Raw genomic sequence first — 16766 nt, forward strand, 5'->3', positions numbered from 1 at the left:
GGTGTAGTCGACCGGGGCGGTACCGATGTCTGGGTAGTTCTCGGTCCAGCTTCCTGCGGCCGGTTTGGTGAAGTGTGGCAAGGCTCTACCTTTCGCTTTCGAACTCGATGCCGAATGTGTTGTAGGCCATGGCCAACAGGCCGTATCCGCCTACGGTGAAGATGAAGTCCATGCGCTGCTGCTCGCTGAGGTGTTCTCCGAGCGCGTTCCAGGTCTGTTCGGACAGCGCGGTGTTCTTGTGGAGTTCGTCGACTGCCGAGAGGAGGCGGTTCTCGAACTCGTCCTCAGCGGTGCCGGCCAGTGCGGCCTCGATCTCCGGGCGGGTCAGCCCGCCTTCTTCCTCTGCCATCCGGATGTGATGGCTGCGCTCGTACTCGCACTCGTACACCTGCGCTACGCGCAGGATCGTCATCTCGCGCAGCCGTGGTGACAGCGTCGACCGGAAGAGCAGGTGCACGCTGAACCCGAGGAACGCTTTTGTCAGGTCCGGGTGGCGGACGAGCGTCGCCATGGCAGTGCCGGCGTCTTCCGGATTGCGCATGTGACGGGGCATCAGCCCCTTCAGTGCGGAATCGACATGCTCGTCCCATTGGTCTGCCGGCAGCGGGGGCACTAGGGCCATGCCGAACTCCTCTTCGTTGAGAATGCCATTCTCGTTTACGAACGGTAGATTCTCACGACTCGCGGAGATAGTCAACATATGGTGGTCAAGTAGCCGTAATTGCAGGTCGTGAGGGTGGGTCCGCCGATGTCCAGGGGGTCGCCCTCCTTCCGATTGTGCAGGCCGGTCGGTTGCGGACGTAGGTCCTTGATGGAATGAGCATATTGATTCTCCGGATGCGAGAAGATAGTTTCCTTAATGTGAGAGCACCTGCGTGTGGTCGTCCATGACTCGACGCGCGCAACCGCCTGCCGAAAGAGAGGTTTCCCGTGACTGCAACCCTGCGCCCTGGTGGGCAACTTGCCAGCACCGTCTGCACTACCCGTGTGGTGGTCGTGCGTGCACCTGCGGAAGGCGTGCAGGAGATCACGTGCGGCGGAAGCCCGATGATCGCGGCTCCTCCCGGCAAGCCGGACTCCAAACCCGACGGCGACGTGGTCACCCTTCTGGGCAAGCGATACGTCGACGCCGCTGGGTCGATCGAGGTGCTGTGTACGTCACCCGGAACCGGCGAACTGTCGTACGGCGGCACCCCGATGACGATCAAGGCAGCCAAGGCGTTGCCCGCCTCCGACTGATTCGCTCGATCGCAGACTGAAGATAGGCCGGACGTGCTGCCGCAGTTGCGCAGTTCGCGGCCCCGCAACGACGGCATGAGGTGTCGACTATGGGTGGAATGAGCTTCGCGCTGAGTGAGGATCAGGAGCTGATCCGCAAATCTGTTGCCGAGTTGATGAAGAACTTCGACGACCAGTACTGGATGGAAAAGGATCTCGCGCACGAGTTCCCGACGGAGTTCTACAAGACGCTCGCCGACGGCGGCTGGATGGGCATCACGATGCCCGAGGAGTACGGCGGTCACGGTCTCGGCATCACAGAGGCCACGATCCTGCTCGAGGAGATCGCACGGTCCGGCGGTGCGATGAATGCCGCGAGCGCAATCCATCTGAACATCTTCGGGATGCAGCCCGTCGTCAAACACGGTTCGGACGAGATGAAGGCGCGCGCATTGCCTCGCATCGTCAACGGCGATCTGCACGTCTGTTTCGGCGTGACCGAACCGGGTGCCGGCCTCGATACGTCACGCATCACGACATTCGCGAAGCGCGACGGTGACCACTACGTCGTCAACGGCCGCAAGGTATGGATCTCCAAGGCTGCCGAGTCGGAGAAGATCCTGCTTCTGACGCGTACGCAGCGTTACGACGAGGTCGAGAAGAAGACCGACGGCATGACGCTGTTCCTGACCGATATCGACCGCAGCAAGATCGACATCCGTCCCATCCGGAAGATGGGGCGCAACGCGGTCACCTCCAACGAGCTGTTCATCGACAACCTCCGGATCCCGGTCGAGGACCGAATCGGTGAAGAAGGGCAGGGGTTCAAGCTGCTGCTCGACGGTCTCAATCCCGAGCGCATGTTGATCGCATCCGAAGCTCTCGGCATCGGCCGTGTCGCGCTCGACAAGGCCGTGAAGTACGGTAACGAACGCGAAGTGTTCGGGCGCCCCATCGGCATGAACCAGGGCATCCAGTTCCCCCTCGCCGATGCGCTTGCACACCTCGATGCGGCCGAACTCGTCCTGCGCAAGGCCACCTGGCTCTACGACAACGGCAAGCCGTGCGGCCGCGAGGCCAATACCGCCAAATATCTCTGTGCGGAAGCAGGTTTCGCCGCCGCGGATCGGGCACTGCAGACCCACGGCGGAATGGGCTATTCCGAGGAATACAACGTCTCGCGATACTTCCGTGAGGCACGCGTGATGCGCATCGCCCCGGTCAGCCAGGAGATGATCCTGAACTACCTGGGATCCCACACCCTCGGACTGCCGAGGAGTTACTGATGGAGGCCCCGCTCGCCGGGATCACCGTCGTGACCCTTGAACAAGCGGTCTCCGCGCCGATGTGCACTCGCGTCCTCGCCGACTTCGGTGCGCGCGTGATCAAGGTCGAGAATCCCAAGGGCGGCGATTTCGCTCGCGACTACGACGACGTCGTCAACGGAATGGCCGCGCACTTCGTCTGGGCCAACCGCGGCAAGGAATCGATCACCCTCGATCTGAAGTCCGAAGGCGGTCTCCGGGCACTCCACACACTGCTGGCGCGCGCAGACGCCCTCGTATCGAACCTTGCACCTGGAGCCATGGCGCGGCTGGGACTTTCGTCCGAGGATCTGGCCGAAAAGTATCCGGACCTGATCGCAGTCGAGATCGACGGATATGGCCCCGACGGGCCGCTGTCGCACAAGCGCGCCTACGACCTGCTCATCCAGGCCGAGTCGGGAGCGTGTTCTGTCACCGGCTTCCCCGGGCAGCCCGCGAAGCCGGGTCCGCCCGTCGCGGACATCAGCACCGGACTGTATTCGGCGCTGTCGATTCTCGCGTTGCTGTGCGGACGGGAACGCAACCGGGGTCGCGGTGGTGGACTGTCGAAGGTGTCGGTGAGCCTGTTCGACACGATGGCAGACATCATGGGCTACCCCCTGACGTACACCCGTTACTCGGGTGTCGAACAGCAACCGCTCGGAATGAGCTCGCCGGCCGTCGCGCCGTACGGTTCGTATCGCACCGCCGACGACCGGATCGTCGTACTCGGCACGACCAACGACCGTGAGTGGCAGCGTCTGGCGCGCGAGATCATCCAGCGCGACGACCTCGCCGACGACGAGCGGTTCTCGACCAACACAGGACGGTGCGAGAACCGCGCCGAGCTCGACGAGGCCATCGCCGCGTGGTGCGCACAACACCCGCTCGACCACGTACAGAAGATTGCCGACGAGGCGGGTATCGGCAATTCGCGATACAACACGCCGCGCGAGGTCATCGATCATCCGCAGCTGGCCGCCCGTAATCGTTGGCGGACTGTCGGGAGCCCGAACGGGCCCGTGGAGGCAATTCTGCCGCCACCGGTGATCGAAGGCTACGAGCCGCCGATGGCGCCGGTACCCGGCCTCGGTGAGCACACGGACGCTGTCCTCGCGGACTTCGGTCTCCGCCGCGATGAGATCGACCGCCTGCGTGAACAGGGCGCGATCGGGTCGGTGAAGTGATGATCGATATTCGACAGATGGCCGGCAAACACACTTGGAACCAGGAGAATTCGAATGCGTGAAGTGGTCATTGCTGCGGCCGTCCGGACCCCGGTAGGTAAGCGCAACGGTGGGCTGGCCGGAGTGCACCCGGCAGACCTGTCGGCGCTCGTACTCGAGGCGCTGGTCGAACGCACCGGCCTCGATCCCCAGATCGTCGACGACGTCATCTGGGGTTGCGTCTCTCAGGTGGGCGACCAGTCGAGCAACATCGGCCGCTACTCGGTGCTCGCCGCCGGATGGCCGGAGTCGATCCCCGGCACCACGATCAACCGGGCGTGCGGGTCGAGTCAGCAGTCGATCGATTTCGCGGCTCAGGCGGTGATGTCGGGGCAGCAGGACGTGGTTGTTGCCGGCGGGGTCGAGGTCATGAGCCGGGTCCCACTGGGCTCGGCGCGCGCGTCCGGGCAACCGTACGGACCCCGGGCGCTCGCGCGCTACGACGGGTTCGCGTTCAACCAGGGAATCTCCGCCGAGAAGATCGCCCAGAAGTGGGGATTCTCGCGTACTGGACTCGACGAATACTCGACGACCTCGCATGAGCGCGCCGCCGCGGCGCAGGATCGCGGGGCGTTCGAGGCGCAGATCGTGCCGGTGGTCACCGACGAGGGCACGGTCAGCGCTGACGAGGGTATCCGTCGTAGCACCACGGTCGAAAAGCTCGCGGGACTCAAGCCTGCATTTGCCGACGACGGCGTGATCCACGCCGGAAACTCGTCGCAGATTTCCGACGGCGCCGCTGCGCTGTTGGTGACCACGCCGGAGAAGGCTCGGGAGCTGGGCTTGACCCCGCTCGTCCGTTATCGGGCGGGTGCGGTGGCGGGCGCCGATCCGGTACTCATGCTCACCGGCCCGATCCCGGCTACCGAGAAGGCGCTCGGGAAGGCGGGGATCGGCCTGAAGGATGTCGGAGTCTTCGAAGTCAACGAGGCATTCGCGTCGGTTCCGCTGGCGTGGCTCGCCGAGACCGGTGCCGATCCGGAGCTGGTCAACCCCCTCGGTGGGGCGATCGCGCTCGGGCATCCGCTCGGAGGTTCCGGTGCCGTACTGATGACTCGGATGATTCATCACATGCGCGACAATGGAATTCGATACGGCCTCCAGACCATGTGCGAAGGCGGCGGAACCGCGAACGCCACCGTCGTCGAACTGGTGGGAGCGTAGGGTTTCACGCAGTGTGATCCAGTCAGGAAAATTCTCGGCCTGAGACCCTTGTCACATTCGGAAAACCGACCTAATGTGTGTTCAGTAGGTTGGGGACGTGAAGGAGAGGGGCAGCGTGCAAAGGGCGTACGACACGCTTCTCGCCAAGGGTGAGGGCCGCAGGGAGCTGATTCTCAGCGCAGCTCAGCGGTTGTTGGCGAGGAACGGGTGGCGCAGCACAAGCCTCGCTCAGATCGCACGGGCCGCGGGCATCACTCCCGCGGGCCTGCTGCATCACTTCCAGTCCAAGGACCAATTGCTGCATGCCGTGCTCGACGCGCGGGATGCAGACGATGATGCACGTGCTGATCGTTCGGGAGATCCCATCGAGCAGATCAGGGGCCTGTACTTGCGTTTCGAGAAGTCCCCTGACCTGGTCGGGATGTTTGCTGTACTCCTGATCGAGAACCTGGAGCCGGATGCTCCGCTGCACGATCGCCTACTCGTTCGACACCGGGCCGCGATCGACACGATCGAGGCGGGAATCCGGCGTGGTCAACATGCCGGACGGTATCGGATGGATGTGAACCCAGCCGTCAAAGCGGTGGAAATCGTCGCTTTCCTCAACGGAATGGAAACCTCATGGCTGCTCGATCGTTCGCTCCCGATAGCCGAGATCTTCGAGGACTTCACACAGTCGCTCGAGCAACAGCTCATGCCCACCAGCACAATCTGAGGCATCGCGTCGTCATCGTCGCACCGCGCGTGGTCGATACCGTGCGCAACGCCGGAGGTTGGCTCTACGACCAGGTCCAGGCAGGTTGGGAAGTCACCGTCCTGACCCGAGAGCATCAAGACATCCGCCCCCTCGAGATCCTCGGAGCCCGCGTCGTCGATCTCGACTCTGCTTTGGCGACGGAGAATGGTCTCGTACCCGAGGCGCTGGTGGCATCGGCCGAGCTCTACTCGTCCGACGAGCGCATCCGAGCGGGCCTGAACCGGGTACTCGAACGAGGATTGACGAAGTTCAGCATGTGGGGCGATGAGATCCCGGCAGATATCGACGCCCGGTTCTCGCCGTCGGAATACTGTATGAGCAGGGCGGCGCAGGTGTTCAAGCGGCATGCGCTCGTTGCAGCGGAAGTCCGTGAGCCCGTGATCGCACCCACCGAATCCTTCCGGACGTCCGGGTTCACCGCATCGCAGTCGGGTCGCCTCACGTCGGTCTGATGTGACCCGACCCGGTCGCACGACGGAACAAGGTTCGACAGCCCAGAAATCACAAACGTCCCGGCTCTCCGATGAGTGCCGGGACGTCGTGTCCGATCGGTCAGGCCTTCTGAAGGTCGATGACCACCTTGCCGACGGCCCTCCCGTCGCCTACAAGGCGGAGGGCATCGACGGTGTCGTCGAGTGAGTACACCGCACCGATGTGCGGCACGGCCCGTCCCGAGACGAGGAGCTCGACCAATTCTTCCTCGCCTCGCCGGTATTCGTCAGGATCCAGATCCTGGAACTGGAACCCCTGAATTCGGATACCTTTCACCAGAACGAGATTGAGCGGTATCCGAGGGATGGTCCCAGATGCGTAGCCGACGGTGACGAAGCGTCCGCCGCGGCGCAGCGACCGCAGCACCGGTTCCGACAGGTCGCCGCCGACGGGATCGACAACGACGTCCGCGCCCTCGGGAACGGCATTCTTCAGCAGGGCACGCAGATCACCCGACCGATGGTCGACGAGATGTTTCGCACCGTACGACGCCGCAACTTCCAGCTTGTCGGATGATGACGCCACTGCGACGACGGTCGCGCCGAGGACCGCTCCGAGTTGGACCGCCGCGAGGCCTACGCCACCGCCTGCGCCGAGCACGACGAGGGTTTCACCCGGCTGGAGCCGAGCCACCGACCGGAGCGTGTGATAGGCGGTCCGGTGCGCCACGCCGAACGCGGCAGCGGTGCGGTAATCCACACCGTGGGGTATCCGCTTCAGCGACGCGGCCTTTGCTGCGATCTCCTCCGCGAACGCGCCGACGATACCGGTGCCACTCACCCGATCGCCGACGGCGAGGTCGCCGACCTCGCCGGCGACCTCCTCCACGACTCCTGCGAACTCGCTACCGGGCACGAACGGTGGGGGCACGCTGATCTGGTATTTGTCGGCGACGACCAGGACATCGGGAAAATTGACCGCGGCAGCACCGACCCTGACCCGCACCTGGCCCGGTTCGAGAATGGGAGAGGGACCTACGCTGATGCGGACCACTTCGGGTTCCCCGTACTCGGAGCAGATCGCTGCGCGCATGCCCGCTACCGCCCTTGCCAGACCGGTGCGCGCTTCTCGATGAACGCGGCGGCACCTTCCTTCGCGTCGTCGCTGGTGAAGACGACGCTCTGCCAATGTCCGAGGCGCTCGTCGGCCCGTGCGGGGTCCGACTGGGCAAGACGAACGAGTTCCTTCACCGCGGACAGGCCCAACGGGGCGTTCGCCGCGACGCGTTCGGCGAATGCCATCGCGGCCGACTGGACGTCCTCCGGTTCGACGACCTGGTTGATCAGACCGAGTTCGTATCCGCGCTGCGCGCTGATCAGGTCACCGGTCAGCGTCAGCTCCATGGCGGCGGCCCGAGGAATCCGTGTCCCGATGTTCGTCCCGCCGCCGGCGGGAAACAGACCCCGTTTCACCTCGGGAAGACCGAACTTCGCAGCGGAAGAGGCGACGATGATGTCGGATCCGAGAAGGAGTTCGAGCCCGCCTCCGATCGCGGTGCCGTTGGCTGCGCCGATCACTGGAATGTCGGTCTCGCCCTTGGCCAGTCGCGCGTAGGCGGCTCCGGGGCCGGAGTCCAGACCGATCTTCTCCCCGCCGGCGAATGCCCGCAGGTCCATGCCCGAGCAGAACGCGCGGTCTCCCGTTCCGGTGAGGACCAACGCCCGGATCTGGGGATCTGCCTCCGCATCCTCGACGGCTGCACCGATTCCGTTGATCACAGCGGCGGTCAGCGCATTCCGTGCTTCGGGGCGGTCCAGACGCAAGAGGAGAACCGCGCCGTGCTGTTCTCGTACGAGTCCCTCCACCGGCGCGCTCATCCCTTGTACCCCGTCGACTCGGCGAGTTCGGCGGCCGACTTCATGAGATCGGTGATGACCGGTCCGTACGACTGCAGCTTTACGTCGTCGCCGGCGCGCTGGAATCCCTGCTCGAGGACGATGGCGAGCTTCCACTTGGCGAGGATGAGGTAGTAATCGATGTCGTCGACCTGACGGCCGGAGACCTCGGAGTAGTGGGCGAGCATCTGCGACCGGTTCGGCATACCGCTCAGGTCGACGTAGCTGACTGCGCTTTCTCCGGGAGCGTCCATGTCCTCGGGCCAGTTCATGAGCATCCAGCCGAGGTCGAGCTTCGGATCGCCGACAGTGCCCATCTCCCAGTCGACGAGGGCCGCGAGCTTCGCGGGTCCACCGTGTTCGTACATCACGTTCGCGAACTGGTAGTCGCCGTGCATCAGGCCAGGGATGTAGTCGAGCGGGCGGTGATTCTGCAGCCACTTGGTGGCGATGTCCATGCCCTCGATCTCGCGGGCCTTGATCCGCTCGAAGAATCGGGTCCAGCGGTCGACCTGCCGATCGTGGAAACCGTCCGGCCGCCCGAGGCCCTCGAGGCCCTGCGCCTTCCAATCGACCTTGGACAGCAGACCGATGCCCTCTGCAAGCTGGTAGGCGAGACCGGCTCGTGCCTTGGGGTCGTTGTCGAACGGAGCGGGCCAGCCGTCCCGGTGGTCCATCGGGGACCAGCCGTCGACGAATCCCATGAGGTAGAAGGCGCGGCCGAGCACCGAGGTGTCCTCGCATGCGGCGATCGCAGCGGTGTGGGGGACGTCGGTGCCGTCGAGGCCCTGGATGATCCGCCACTCGCGCATGATTCCGCTGTCGCGGTCGGCGGGTGCGGCCGCGGGAGGGATCCGGATGACGCTCGTGAAGTCGTCGCGGACCAGCTTGTAGATCTCGTTCTGCGTGCCGCCGGAAAGATAGGTGGCTTCGAGCGGGGCGCCCTTACCGGGCAGTCCGCGCTCGTCCATCCACTCGGCGAGTCGTTTCGTGTCGATCACAGGTTCCCCACTTCCAGTTCGAGGTATTCGGCGTACTTGGCACGGGCTTCGTCCTGCTTACGCGGAATCCACTCCGAGGGCCACAGGTCGTCGGTTGCGGTGTAGTCGCGCAAGACCTGCTTGGCGACGGTGGTCTTGTGGACCTCGGTAGGGCCGTCGGCCAGGCCCATCACGGCCGCGCCGTGGATCATCCGGAAGAACGGCATCTCGTTGGTGACGCCGAGCGCTCCGTGTACCTGCATTGCCCGCCAGGCGATGTCGTGCAGCACGGTCGGCATCACGATCTTCGCCGTCGCGATGTCCTTACGGAGCTTCTTGTAGTCGTTGTATTTGTCGATCTTCCAGGCGGTATGCAGCACGAACAGACGGAACTGTGTCAGCTGCGCGTAGGAGTCGGCGATATAGCCTTGGACGGTCTGCTTGTCGGCGAGGCGGCTGCCGGCGGTTTCACGGCTCAGCGCGCGCTCGCACATCGTGTCGAGAGCTTTCTGGGCGAGGCCGATGGTGCGCATCGCGTGGTGGATGCGGCCGCCGCCGAGGCGGGTCTGGGCGACGGCGAACGCCTGGCCTTCGCCACCGAGGAGTGCGTCGGCGGGTACTCGCACGTCCTCGTAGTGGATGAGCGCGTGGCTACCGCCGTTCATCGGTTCGCCGTACAGACCGACGTTTCGCACGATGTTGATGCCCGGGGTGTCGGCGGGCACGAGGAACATCGACATGCCCTTGTGCACCGGTACCTCGGTGTCGGTCACGGCCATCACGATCAGGAACGAGGCGGTCTTGGCGTTGGAGGAGAAGTACTTCCAGCCGTTGATGACCCAGTCGTCGCCGTCCTTGACCGCCTGGGTGCGGAACTGCGCGACGTCGGCGCCGCCCTGTGGTTCGGTCATCGAGTAGGTGGAGAAGAGTTCGCCGTCGAGCAGCGGTTGCAAGTACCTCTTCTTCTGCTCGGGAGTGCCGTAGTGCGCGATGATCTCGGCGTTGCCGGTATCGGGTGCCTGGCACCCGAAGACGATCGGTGCCCAAGACGAGCGTCCGAGGATCTCGTTGAGCAGTGCGAGTTTGAGCTGTCCGTAGCCCTGCCCGCCGAGTTCCGGGCCGAGGTGTGTGGCCCACAGGCCTTGTTCACGAACCCGCTGCTTGAGCGGATCGATGGCCTTGCGCCGAAGTCCGTCGAGGGGTACGAACTGTTCGTGCTCCCACACCAGGTCCAGGGGCTCGACCTCGTCGCGCACGAAGGCGTCGGCCCAGTCCAGTTTCTCCTGGTATTCGGGGTCGGTTTCGAAGTCCCACGCCATTGCCTGGCTCCTCTCTGATCCAAAGAATATTAATTCCGTCTTTCCAGAATGCTATTCTTACACGACTGAAGACGGTTTGGAACAGTCCGCTACGAAAGGCACCGAGTTGAAAGCCGAAGACCTTTTCCACATGGGCGTCGTGACCGACGACCTGGCCGCGACCAAGGCGGAGTTCTCGCAGCTCTTCGGATACGAATGGGGGCCGGAGGTGGGCGGTGAGGTTGCCGTGAGGCTCCCCACGGGCGATCAAGTTGTCGACCTGTTGTGCGCGTTCTCGATCACCGAACCGCGCATCGAACTCGTCCGGAGTGCAGCCGCGCCCCTGTGGGAGTCGGTCCCCGGAATCCACCACCTCGGCTACTGGTCCGACGACGTCGACGCGGATCGCGACGAGTTCGCCGGCCAGGGCTACAGCACGGAAGCGACCCGCCGAGCGCCCGACGGCAGCCTCTTCTTCGCCTTCATGCGCAGCCCATCGGGGCTCCTCCTCGAATTCGTCACCCGGGTGGCGGAACCCGGCATGTCGCAGTGCTGGGCGGCGTCGCGCTAGGCATATTGCAGGGTCGGCACAGCGGAAACCTGCCGGATCGGCACATCAAAGCTTGCAGGTCGGCACATCAACCAGGCGAACAGGGGAAAGTATGGGCAACGTAGGGATCGTGACCGGCGGCGGACGCGGCATGGGGTTTTCATGCGCGGAGCGGGTGGTCGGCACGGTCGACACACTGCTGCTCGTCGACATCGATGAAGCCTCCGCGAAGGAGGCGGCATCGCAGTTGTCGTCGGAGCGGACGGTGGTGGAGCCGTTCGTCGCCGATGTCGGTGACGCCGCGGCGCTCGGTCGGCTCGCCGATCGCGCGGCCGAGCTCGGGACGCTACGTTCCGTCGCTCATGCTGCGGGTATCTCGCCGACGATGGCCGATTGGCGGAAGATCGTGTCGGTCGATCTCGTCGGCACCGCGCTGCTGGCGGAGGCGCTCCGTCCACTCGCCACCGCAGGCACTGCAATGGTCTATTTCGCCTCCATGGCGCCGTTGATCGGGCGAATGGATCCGGAGCCGGAACTGGGTGCGGTCCTGGATGATCCGCTCGACGGGGAGCTCCTCGACAAGCTCCGTGAGATCGTCGGTGAATCGATCGAGCAACCGGGTATCGCCTACTCGTGGGCGAAGCACGGGGTGCAGCGATTCGCGCGTGCGGAGGCTGTCCGCCTCGGTGCTGCAGGGGCGCGGGCGAACTCCGTGTCGCCGGGACTGATCGATACTCCGCAGGGGCGTCAGGAGGCGGCGAGCAATCCGCGTATCGCCGACATGCAACGCGCGACGCCACTCGGACGACTCGGGCAGGCCGACGAACTCGCAACGGTCGTGGCGTTCCTGCTGTCAAACGACGCGAGCTTCGTCAACGGCATCGACGTTCTCGTCGACGGCGGTGTCATGGCAGCAATTACTGCCCAACGCGAAAAGTCCGCGACATGACCGACTCCATGGGAGTCGGGCTGCACTACGGCGGAGCCGATACGTCGATGCCGCTGGTCGACCTCGCGCGTGCCGCGGAGGCTCGCGGGTTCGAATCACTGTTCGTGCCGGAGCATTCACGTATTCCGAGTGTCGCGAAACACCCTTCCCCGGTGGCGGAGTCCTACCCGACGGCTGCTTCCGTCTGTGGGACCCGCTCGTGAGCTTGTCGTTCGTCGCCGCGGCGACCGGCCTGACCGTCGGAGCCTGCACGGCACTTCCCGGTGGGCACGACCCGATTTCCTACGCAAAGGCTGTGTCCACGCTCGATGTCATGTCGGGTGGTCGTCTCGTGCTGGGCGTCGGATTCGGGTGGAACAACGACGAGTTCGAAGATCACGGGTTCGATGCTCGCGACAAGTACGCGGTGGTCGAGGAGAAGATCGCGCTGATGAAGAACGAGATCGTGGCCTACTCGTAGGACCTCGGACGGTCCGTCTCCGGGCGCAGGCTGCGCAGGAACAGGGTGACCGCTGCACGGGTGTGCTCGTCGGGATTTTCGCGGATGATCCCGAACGATGCGAGGCGCGCCGGTGCGCCGGCCGCCATGCCGAGGAACAGTTCGGCGAGGGCATCTGGGTCGTCGGCCACGATGGAGCCGGTGGCCGCGTGCCGGCGAAGGAGTTCGGCGACCTGTCTCGTGCGCGGCCAGTACCCGGAACCGAGTGCCTTGCGGGCGATATCGGGGTAGCGGGACGCGTAGGCGACCGCTACCTGCTGGAGTTTGATCATCGACGGATCGAGGGCGCGCCGGACTGCGGTGCCGGCGATCGCGGTCAGAGCCTTCTCGAGGTCGTCGAAATCAGGTAGCTCGGGTTCGGGCCAGGGCCAGTCGCTGCGCGACATGGCCCACCCGAGTACTGACCGGAAGACGTCTTCCTTGGTGGGGAAGCGTGCGTACAGGGACGGTTTCGTGGTTCCGGCCGCGGCGGCGATGGCGTTCATCGTCGTGCCCTCGTAACCGTTTTCGAGGAACAGTCGGAGTGCTGACTCGCGAACGGCTTCGTCGAGTTTGCCCGCTTCCTCCCTGGTCGGTCGGCCGCCGCGGCGCCGACCGATGCTGTCGGTGTGTGGCACATCGTTCACCGGTGTCATAGGTGACGAGTGTGCCAAACAAAATTGCCTCTGGACATAAAACTTTCCCGATGAGTATGGTTATCCGTATTCGCTAACTATACCCACAAGTCTAGTTATCTCGGATCTTCCGAAAACTCAACGGCCGGAGGGCACAGTGACAGAAGCGACGATGCAGAAAGACGTCATCGGGACGCTGAACGCGTACTTCCAGGAACGGCGGGAACAGGTCCCCGTTCTGACTCAGCGTGCGAACGATCAGGGCATCACCGAAATCAGTTCCCGCGAGGACATCGTTCCTCTGCTCTTCCCCCACACAACCTACAAGAGTTACCCGGAATCGCTGATCGCCAAGGGTAAGTGGGAACAGATGAACCGGTGGCTCGGTTCCCTTTCCACGCGCCGGCTCGATGACGTCGACGTCTCCGGTGTCACCGATGTGGATGGTTGGATCGCCGCGCTCGAGAAGGCCGGCCACATGGTGTCGAGTTCGAGCGGAACCAGTGGAAAGGGCTCGTTCCTCAACAAGTCCATCCGCGACTTCGAGGTCAACAAGCAGAACCTGCTCGACTGCTTCGACTCGCTGGGGATGCCGCCCGAAAAGGCATGGCACGTCATCCCCGTCGGACCCGACACCGGACAGACCCAGCACGCAGCCGTGCGCGATCTGATCATCAAGTCGTTCTCCAGGTCCGATGCGCTCCCGCTCTTCGACGGGCCCGCGCCGGAAGGGTTCCATCGCTACCTGTCCCGGTTGTCGGCGGTGCGTCGCGCCATGGCCGACGGAACTGCCGCTCCTGACGACATCGCGTCGTTCGAGGCGGAAGCCGCCGAACGTGCGGCGCTCCAGGAACAGAAGCTGAACCACTACGCCGACCAGATCCTCGCGCGTCGCGATGAGAACATCCTGTTCAGCTCGCAGTTCCCGCAGCTGTACCGCCTCGTCGAAGTCCTCCGCGAGCGCGGTGTCAAGGACGGCGACATCACCGGCATCAACGGTTTGACCAGCGGTGGCGGACTCAAGGGCACGAACCTGCCCGACGATTACCAGGAACAGATCTACCGGATGCTCAACATCGCTCCGGAACGCTTCCTGCACTACTACTCCATGCAGGAACTCAACAACCGCATGTTCAAGTGCCCGGAAGAGGGCCGCTACCACGTACCGGACGCAATTGTGCTCCTGGTCCTGAACAAGGACGGCGACGCGCTTGCCGAAGCGTCGGGAAACCTCGTCGAAGGCCGGGCAGCATTCGTCGACACCACCGTCGACGGTCGCTGGGGCGGCACGATCTCCGGTGACAAGATCACGGTCGACCTCGGCCGGTGCCCGTGCGGACGTGACGGCGAGACCGTGATGCCGAACATCGTGCGGTACTCCGACCTCGGAGACGACGACAAGATCACCTGTGCCGGAACCATGGACGCATACGTCCGCGGAATCGTGGGGGAGTAGAACGCCATGACCGCAACTGCACCCGCGCGCACCAAGATCCGGGTCCCGCATTTCGTCCGAGGCAAACTCGTCTGGGGCGAGGACAACGAATATCTCTCCCGCGACTTCGGCGTTCCCTTCGTCACCCCCAAGATCGAATACAACGAACTGTTCGTCCCGCGGACCGAGCCCGGGCCCGCGTTCGACGTGCCGATCACGGAGATCATCGATTTCCTCGTCGAGACCGCCGGACAGCTCACCCTGGAGAAGAACCCCTACCTCCAGGAATCGCTCGAAATGACATTGCAGGTCAGCGCACTGCCCAGGCGGATCATCGAGAACACCTTCCAGCGGCCGGGCCAGTTCCTGACCAGGAAGTCCCTCGAGTACCGGCTCGAACGTACTTTCGGCAGCATCGACGTCCTGGACGGATGGGTCGAGAACACCGACCCCAACGGCAGTGTCAGCAAGATCCGCGCATTTCCCCCGCGACTCGTCCACATGCTCGCGGGGAACTCGCCCAGCGCGGCCATGACGTCGATCGCCGACGCGGCTCTTCTCAAGGCCGTCAACGTGTTCAAGATGCCGTCGGCCGACCCGTTCACCACCGTGGCCGTGCTGCGGACGATGGCCGACATCGGACCCGACCACCCCGTCCTGAAGTCGATCTCCGCGGTCTACTGGCGTGGCGGCGACGAGTCGGTCGAAAGTGTGCTCTACCGCTCGCAGTACTTCGACAAGCTTGTAGCGTGGGGTGGCGGCCCCGCGATCGAGAACGCGGCGAAGTACGCGGGGCCGGGATTCGGCCTGATCTCGTTCGATCCGAAGGTCTCGATGGCGATCGTCGGACGCGAGGCATTCGAATCGGAGGAGACGCTGCGGGAAGTTGCCGAACTCGCAGCGGCCGACGCGACGATCTTCAACCAGGATGCCTGTCTCGCGGCGCGACACATCTGCGTCGAAGGGGACGTCGAACAGGTCGACCGCTTCTGCGCTCTGCTGCACGAGCGTCTCGGCGTGGACCGCGATTTCGCGTCCGCGGTGGGACCGAAGCCCGACTCCGAGATCCGCGAGGCCGTCGAAGGTATGCGGTACCTCGAACCCGATTATCGCGTGTGGGGCACATTCGACGGTTCCGGACTCGTGGTCCGCTCTCCCGAGATGGTCGACTTCCACCCCAATTTCAAGACCGTCAACGTCATTCCGATCGCGAATCTGCGCGACGCCGCGTCCTACGCGACGGTGGCAACTCAGACGGTCGGTGTGTACCCGAGCCACCGCAAGGCCGAGATCCGTGATCACCTCGCGACCGCGGGCGTGCAGCGGATCGTCAAGCTCGGCGGCGCATTGCGCGGCAGCATGGGCGGCCCACACGACGGCATGTACCCACTGCACCGCATGGTGAACTGGGTGGTGGACGACGATGCCTGAGACGACACGACAGTCTGAGACGACACGCAGCGCCATTCCGATGAGGGTGCTCGGACGCTCCGGTATCAGGGTCAGCGAGTTGTGCCTCGGCACGATGACCTTCGGAACCGAATGGGGTTTCGGCACCGACGAATCGACCAGCCGGAAGATCTACGAAACCTACCGGGAAGCCGGCGGAAACTACGTCGATACCGCGAACAATTACACAAACGGTTCGAGCGAGGAGATCCTCGGGCGGCTCGTGGCGCCGGAGCGCGACTCGGTAGTCGTGAGCACCAAGTACACCTTCCCTACCGACTCCGCCGACCCCAACACGGGCGGAAATCATCGCAAGAGCTTGCGCCGCAGCGTCGAGACGAGTCTTCGCCGTCTCGGCACCGACTACATCGATCTGCTGTGGGTCCACGCGTGGGATCAGTGCACGCCGGTGGACGAGACCCTGCGGGCCCTCGACGACCTGGTGCGGTCGGGCAAGGTGCTCGCGGTCGGGGTGTCGAACACCCCGGCCTGGGTGGTATCGCAGTCCGTCGCCATCGCCGAGCTGCGCGGATGGAGTTCGTTCTGCACGATGCAGGTGGAGTATGCGCTCACGGCGCGCACTGCCGAACGCGATCTTCTGCCGATGGCGCGGGCACTGGGGATCGAGGTCTCCGCATGGAGTCCGCTCGGGCGCGGCACCCTCGCCCGACCCATGTCCGAGGAGGCCTTCGCGAAGTTACCTGCGCCCGTGCAGCGCATCCTCACGGTCACGCGGGACGTCGCCGGCGAACTCGGTGTCTCACCCGCGCGGGTCGCACTCGCATGGGTACGCAGGCAAGGGCTTATGCTGTCGATCGGTGCACGTACCGTCGACCAGATCAACGACAATCTGGCGGCATTGGACGTCGAACTCGACGACTCTCACCTGTCGCGGCTCGACGACGCATCGAGTATCCGCCTCGGTTATCCGCACGAATTCCTGCACGATCGCCGGGCGATGTTCACACCGGACGCTCTTCGGGCCTGAGCCCGGCA

General features: G+C 64.3%; 19 protein-coding genes. 13 read left to right on the forward strand and 6 right to left on the reverse strand.

The genetic code is table 11. The annotated features are described in order from the left end of the window. Window positions 1-85 precede the first annotated feature (85 nt). Window positions 86-622 carry a carboxymuconolactone decarboxylase family protein gene (locus EV641_RS19650; protein ID WP_132473982.1) on the reverse strand — a complete coding sequence of 179 codons (537 nt, stop codon included), beginning with the start codon at window positions 620-622 and terminating at the stop codon, window positions 86-88. 308 nt (window positions 623-930) lie between these two features. On the opposite strand from EV641_RS19650, the gene EV641_RS19655 reads away from it, so the two are divergent. From EV641_RS19655 to EV641_RS19680, 6 genes are all read left to right on the forward strand, one after another. Next, a complete protein-coding gene (locus EV641_RS19655) occupies window positions 931-1239 on the forward strand; it encodes a hypothetical protein (protein WP_054712261.1) in 309 nt (102 codons plus the stop codon). A 98-nt stretch (window positions 1240-1337) separates the two neighbouring features. After that, a complete protein-coding gene (locus EV641_RS19660) occupies window positions 1338-2504 on the forward strand; it encodes an acyl-CoA dehydrogenase family protein (protein ID WP_132474158.1) in 1167 nt (388 codons plus the stop codon). Further along, window positions 2504-3709 (forward strand): CaiB/BaiF CoA-transferase family protein, encoded by a 1206-nt coding sequence (locus EV641_RS19665; RefSeq protein ID WP_054712265.1) that lies wholly within the window; start codon window positions 2504-2506, stop codon window positions 3707-3709. The genes EV641_RS19660 and EV641_RS19665 overlap by 1 nt, the downstream gene beginning before the upstream one ends. 54 nt (window positions 3710-3763) lie before the next feature. After that, window positions 3764-4912: a thiolase family protein gene (locus tag EV641_RS19670; protein ID WP_132473984.1), complete on the forward strand. Its 1149-nt coding sequence runs from the start codon at window positions 3764-3766 to the stop codon at window positions 4910-4912. A gap of 115 nt (window positions 4913-5027) precedes the next feature. Continuing rightward, window positions 5028-5627 carry a TetR/AcrR family transcriptional regulator gene (locus EV641_RS19675; RefSeq protein WP_132473986.1) on the forward strand — a complete coding sequence of 200 codons (600 nt, stop codon included), beginning with the start codon at window positions 5028-5030 and terminating at the stop codon, window positions 5625-5627. 29 nt (window positions 5628-5656) lie between these two features. Further along, the gene (locus tag EV641_RS19680) at window positions 5657-6121 is read left to right on the forward strand and encodes a hypothetical protein (protein WP_054712271.1); all 465 of its coding nucleotides are present in this window, start codon (window positions 5657-5659) and stop codon (window positions 6119-6121) included. Window positions 6122-6221: 100 nt separating this feature from the next. Here the strand turns inward: EV641_RS19680 and EV641_RS19685 are convergent, their stop codons facing one another. Genes EV641_RS19685 through EV641_RS19700 form a run of 4 tightly spaced genes read right to left on the reverse strand, consistent with a single transcriptional unit; the run spans window position 6222 to window position 10295 of the window. Further along, window positions 6222-7193 (reverse strand): NADPH:quinone oxidoreductase family protein, encoded by a 972-nt coding sequence (locus EV641_RS19685; RefSeq protein WP_132473988.1) that lies wholly within the window; start codon window positions 7191-7193, stop codon window positions 6222-6224. Between the two features lie 5 nt (window positions 7194-7198). After that, window positions 7199-7978, reverse strand: coding sequence for an enoyl-CoA hydratase-related protein (locus tag EV641_RS19690; RefSeq protein WP_054712274.1), 780 nt, complete (start codon window positions 7976-7978; stop codon window positions 7199-7201). Beyond that, a complete protein-coding gene (locus EV641_RS19695; RefSeq protein ID WP_054712358.1) occupies window positions 7975-8967 on the reverse strand; it encodes a phosphotransferase family protein in 993 nt (330 codons plus the stop codon). The genes EV641_RS19690 and EV641_RS19695 overlap by 4 nt, the downstream gene beginning before the upstream one ends. Window positions 8968-8993: 26 nt before the next feature. Next, the gene (locus tag EV641_RS19700) at window positions 8994-10295 is read right to left on the reverse strand and encodes an acyl-CoA dehydrogenase family protein (RefSeq protein ID WP_132473990.1); all 1302 of its coding nucleotides are present in this window, start codon (window positions 10293-10295) and stop codon (window positions 8994-8996) included. A 130-nt stretch (window positions 10296-10425) separates the two neighbouring features. Between EV641_RS19700 and EV641_RS19705 the strand changes: the two genes are divergently transcribed. The 4 genes from EV641_RS19705 to EV641_RS29300 all read left to right on the forward strand — a co-directional run bounded on the left by EV641_RS19705 (window position 10426) and on the right by EV641_RS29300 (window position 12233). Then, window positions 10426-10845, forward strand: a complete 420-nt coding sequence (locus EV641_RS19705; RefSeq protein WP_241997362.1) for a VOC family protein — start codon at window positions 10426-10428, stop codon at window positions 10843-10845. Window positions 10846-10936: 91 nt separating this feature from the next. Continuing rightward, entirely contained in the window at window positions 10937-11773 is an 837-nt protein-coding gene (locus tag EV641_RS19710) for an SDR family oxidoreductase (protein WP_132473992.1), read from the forward strand. Next, on the forward strand, window positions 11770-11976 hold the full coding sequence (locus tag EV641_RS29295) for an LLM class flavin-dependent oxidoreductase (protein WP_054712281.1): 207 nt from the start codon (window positions 11770-11772) through the stop codon (window positions 11974-11976). The genes EV641_RS19710 and EV641_RS29295 overlap by 4 nt, the downstream gene beginning before the upstream one ends. After that, window positions 11973-12233 (forward strand): LLM class flavin-dependent oxidoreductase, encoded by a 261-nt coding sequence (locus EV641_RS29300; RefSeq protein WP_054712283.1) that lies wholly within the window; start codon window positions 11973-11975, stop codon window positions 12231-12233. Before EV641_RS29295 ends, EV641_RS29300 begins: the two co-directional genes overlap by 4 nt. Here the strand turns inward: EV641_RS29300 and EV641_RS19720 are convergent. Continuing rightward, entirely contained in the window at window positions 12224-12907 is a 684-nt protein-coding gene (locus EV641_RS19720; RefSeq protein ID WP_132473996.1) for a TetR/AcrR family transcriptional regulator, read from the reverse strand. The two genes, EV641_RS29300 and EV641_RS19720, sit on opposite strands and share 10 nt — an antisense overlap. Before the next feature lie 136 nt (window positions 12908-13043). On the opposite strand from EV641_RS19720, the gene EV641_RS19725 reads away from it, so the two are divergent. From EV641_RS19725 to EV641_RS19735, 3 genes are read left to right on the forward strand one after another with little or no spacing between them, the layout of a single operon-like run. Then, window positions 13044-14342, forward strand: a complete 1299-nt coding sequence (locus tag EV641_RS19725; protein WP_132473998.1) for a hypothetical protein — start codon at window positions 13044-13046, stop codon at window positions 14340-14342. Between the two features lie 6 nt (window positions 14343-14348). After that, on the forward strand, window positions 14349-15752 hold the full coding sequence (locus EV641_RS19730; protein ID WP_054712286.1) for an acyl-CoA reductase: 1404 nt from the start codon (window positions 14349-14351) through the stop codon (window positions 15750-15752). Further along, the gene (locus tag EV641_RS19735) at window positions 15745-16758 is read left to right on the forward strand and encodes an aldo/keto reductase (protein WP_132474000.1); all 1014 of its coding nucleotides are present in this window, start codon (window positions 15745-15747) and stop codon (window positions 16756-16758) included. Before EV641_RS19730 ends, EV641_RS19735 begins: the two co-directional genes overlap by 8 nt. The last annotated feature ends 8 nt before the right edge of the window (window positions 16759-16766 follow it).

Origin of the sequence: Rhodococcus sp. SMB37 (assembly GCF_004345605.1) — a bacterium.
GTDB lineage: Bacteria > Actinomycetota > Actinomycetes > Mycobacteriales > Mycobacteriaceae > Rhodococcus.

What these genes read in the sequence shown, in the direction of transcription:
- EV641_RS19665 (WP_054712265.1), top strand. Translation starts at nt 2,504, where the DNA reads ATGGAGGCCCCGCTCGCCGGGATCACCGTCGTGACCCTTGAACAAGCG.
- EV641_RS19710 (WP_132473992.1), top strand. Translation starts at nt 10,937, where the DNA reads ATGGGCAACGTAGGGATCGTGACCGGCGGCGGACGCGGCATGGGGTTT.
- EV641_RS19660 (WP_132474158.1), top strand. Translation starts at nt 1,338, where the DNA reads ATGAGCTTCGCGCTGAGTGAGGATCAGGAGCTGATCCGCAAATCTGTT.
- EV641_RS19735 (WP_132474000.1), top strand. Translation starts at nt 15,745, where the DNA reads ATGCCTGAGACGACACGACAGTCTGAGACGACACGCAGCGCCATTCCG.
- EV641_RS29295 (WP_054712281.1), top strand. Translation starts at nt 11,770, where the DNA reads ATGACCGACTCCATGGGAGTCGGGCTGCACTACGGCGGAGCCGATACG.
- EV641_RS19695 (WP_054712358.1), bottom strand. Translation starts at nt 8,967, where the DNA reads ATGGACGAGCGCGGACTGCCCGGTAAGGGCGCCCCGCTCGAAGCCACC.
- EV641_RS19720 (WP_132473996.1), bottom strand. Translation starts at nt 12,907, where the DNA reads ATGACACCGGTGAACGATGTGCCACACACCGACAGCATCGGTCGGCGC.
- EV641_RS19700 (WP_132473990.1), bottom strand. Translation starts at nt 10,295, where the DNA reads ATGGCGTGGGACTTCGAAACCGACCCCGAATACCAGGAGAAACTGGAC.
- EV641_RS19650 (WP_132473982.1), bottom strand. Translation starts at nt 622, where the DNA reads ATGGCCCTAGTGCCCCCGCTGCCGGCAGACCAATGGGACGAGCATGTC.
- EV641_RS19690 (WP_054712274.1), bottom strand. Translation starts at nt 7,978, where the DNA reads ATGAGCGCGCCGGTGGAGGGACTCGTACGAGAACAGCACGGCGCGGTT.
- EV641_RS19705 (WP_241997362.1), top strand. Translation starts at nt 10,426, where the DNA reads ATGGGCGTCGTGACCGACGACCTGGCCGCGACCAAGGCGGAGTTCTCG.
- EV641_RS19730 (WP_054712286.1), top strand. Translation starts at nt 14,349, where the DNA reads ATGACCGCAACTGCACCCGCGCGCACCAAGATCCGGGTCCCGCATTTC.
- EV641_RS19685 (WP_132473988.1), bottom strand. Translation starts at nt 7,193, where the DNA reads ATGCGCGCAGCGATCTGCTCCGAGTACGGGGAACCCGAAGTGGTCCGC.
- EV641_RS19670 (WP_132473984.1), top strand. Translation starts at nt 3,764, where the DNA reads ATGCGTGAAGTGGTCATTGCTGCGGCCGTCCGGACCCCGGTAGGTAAG.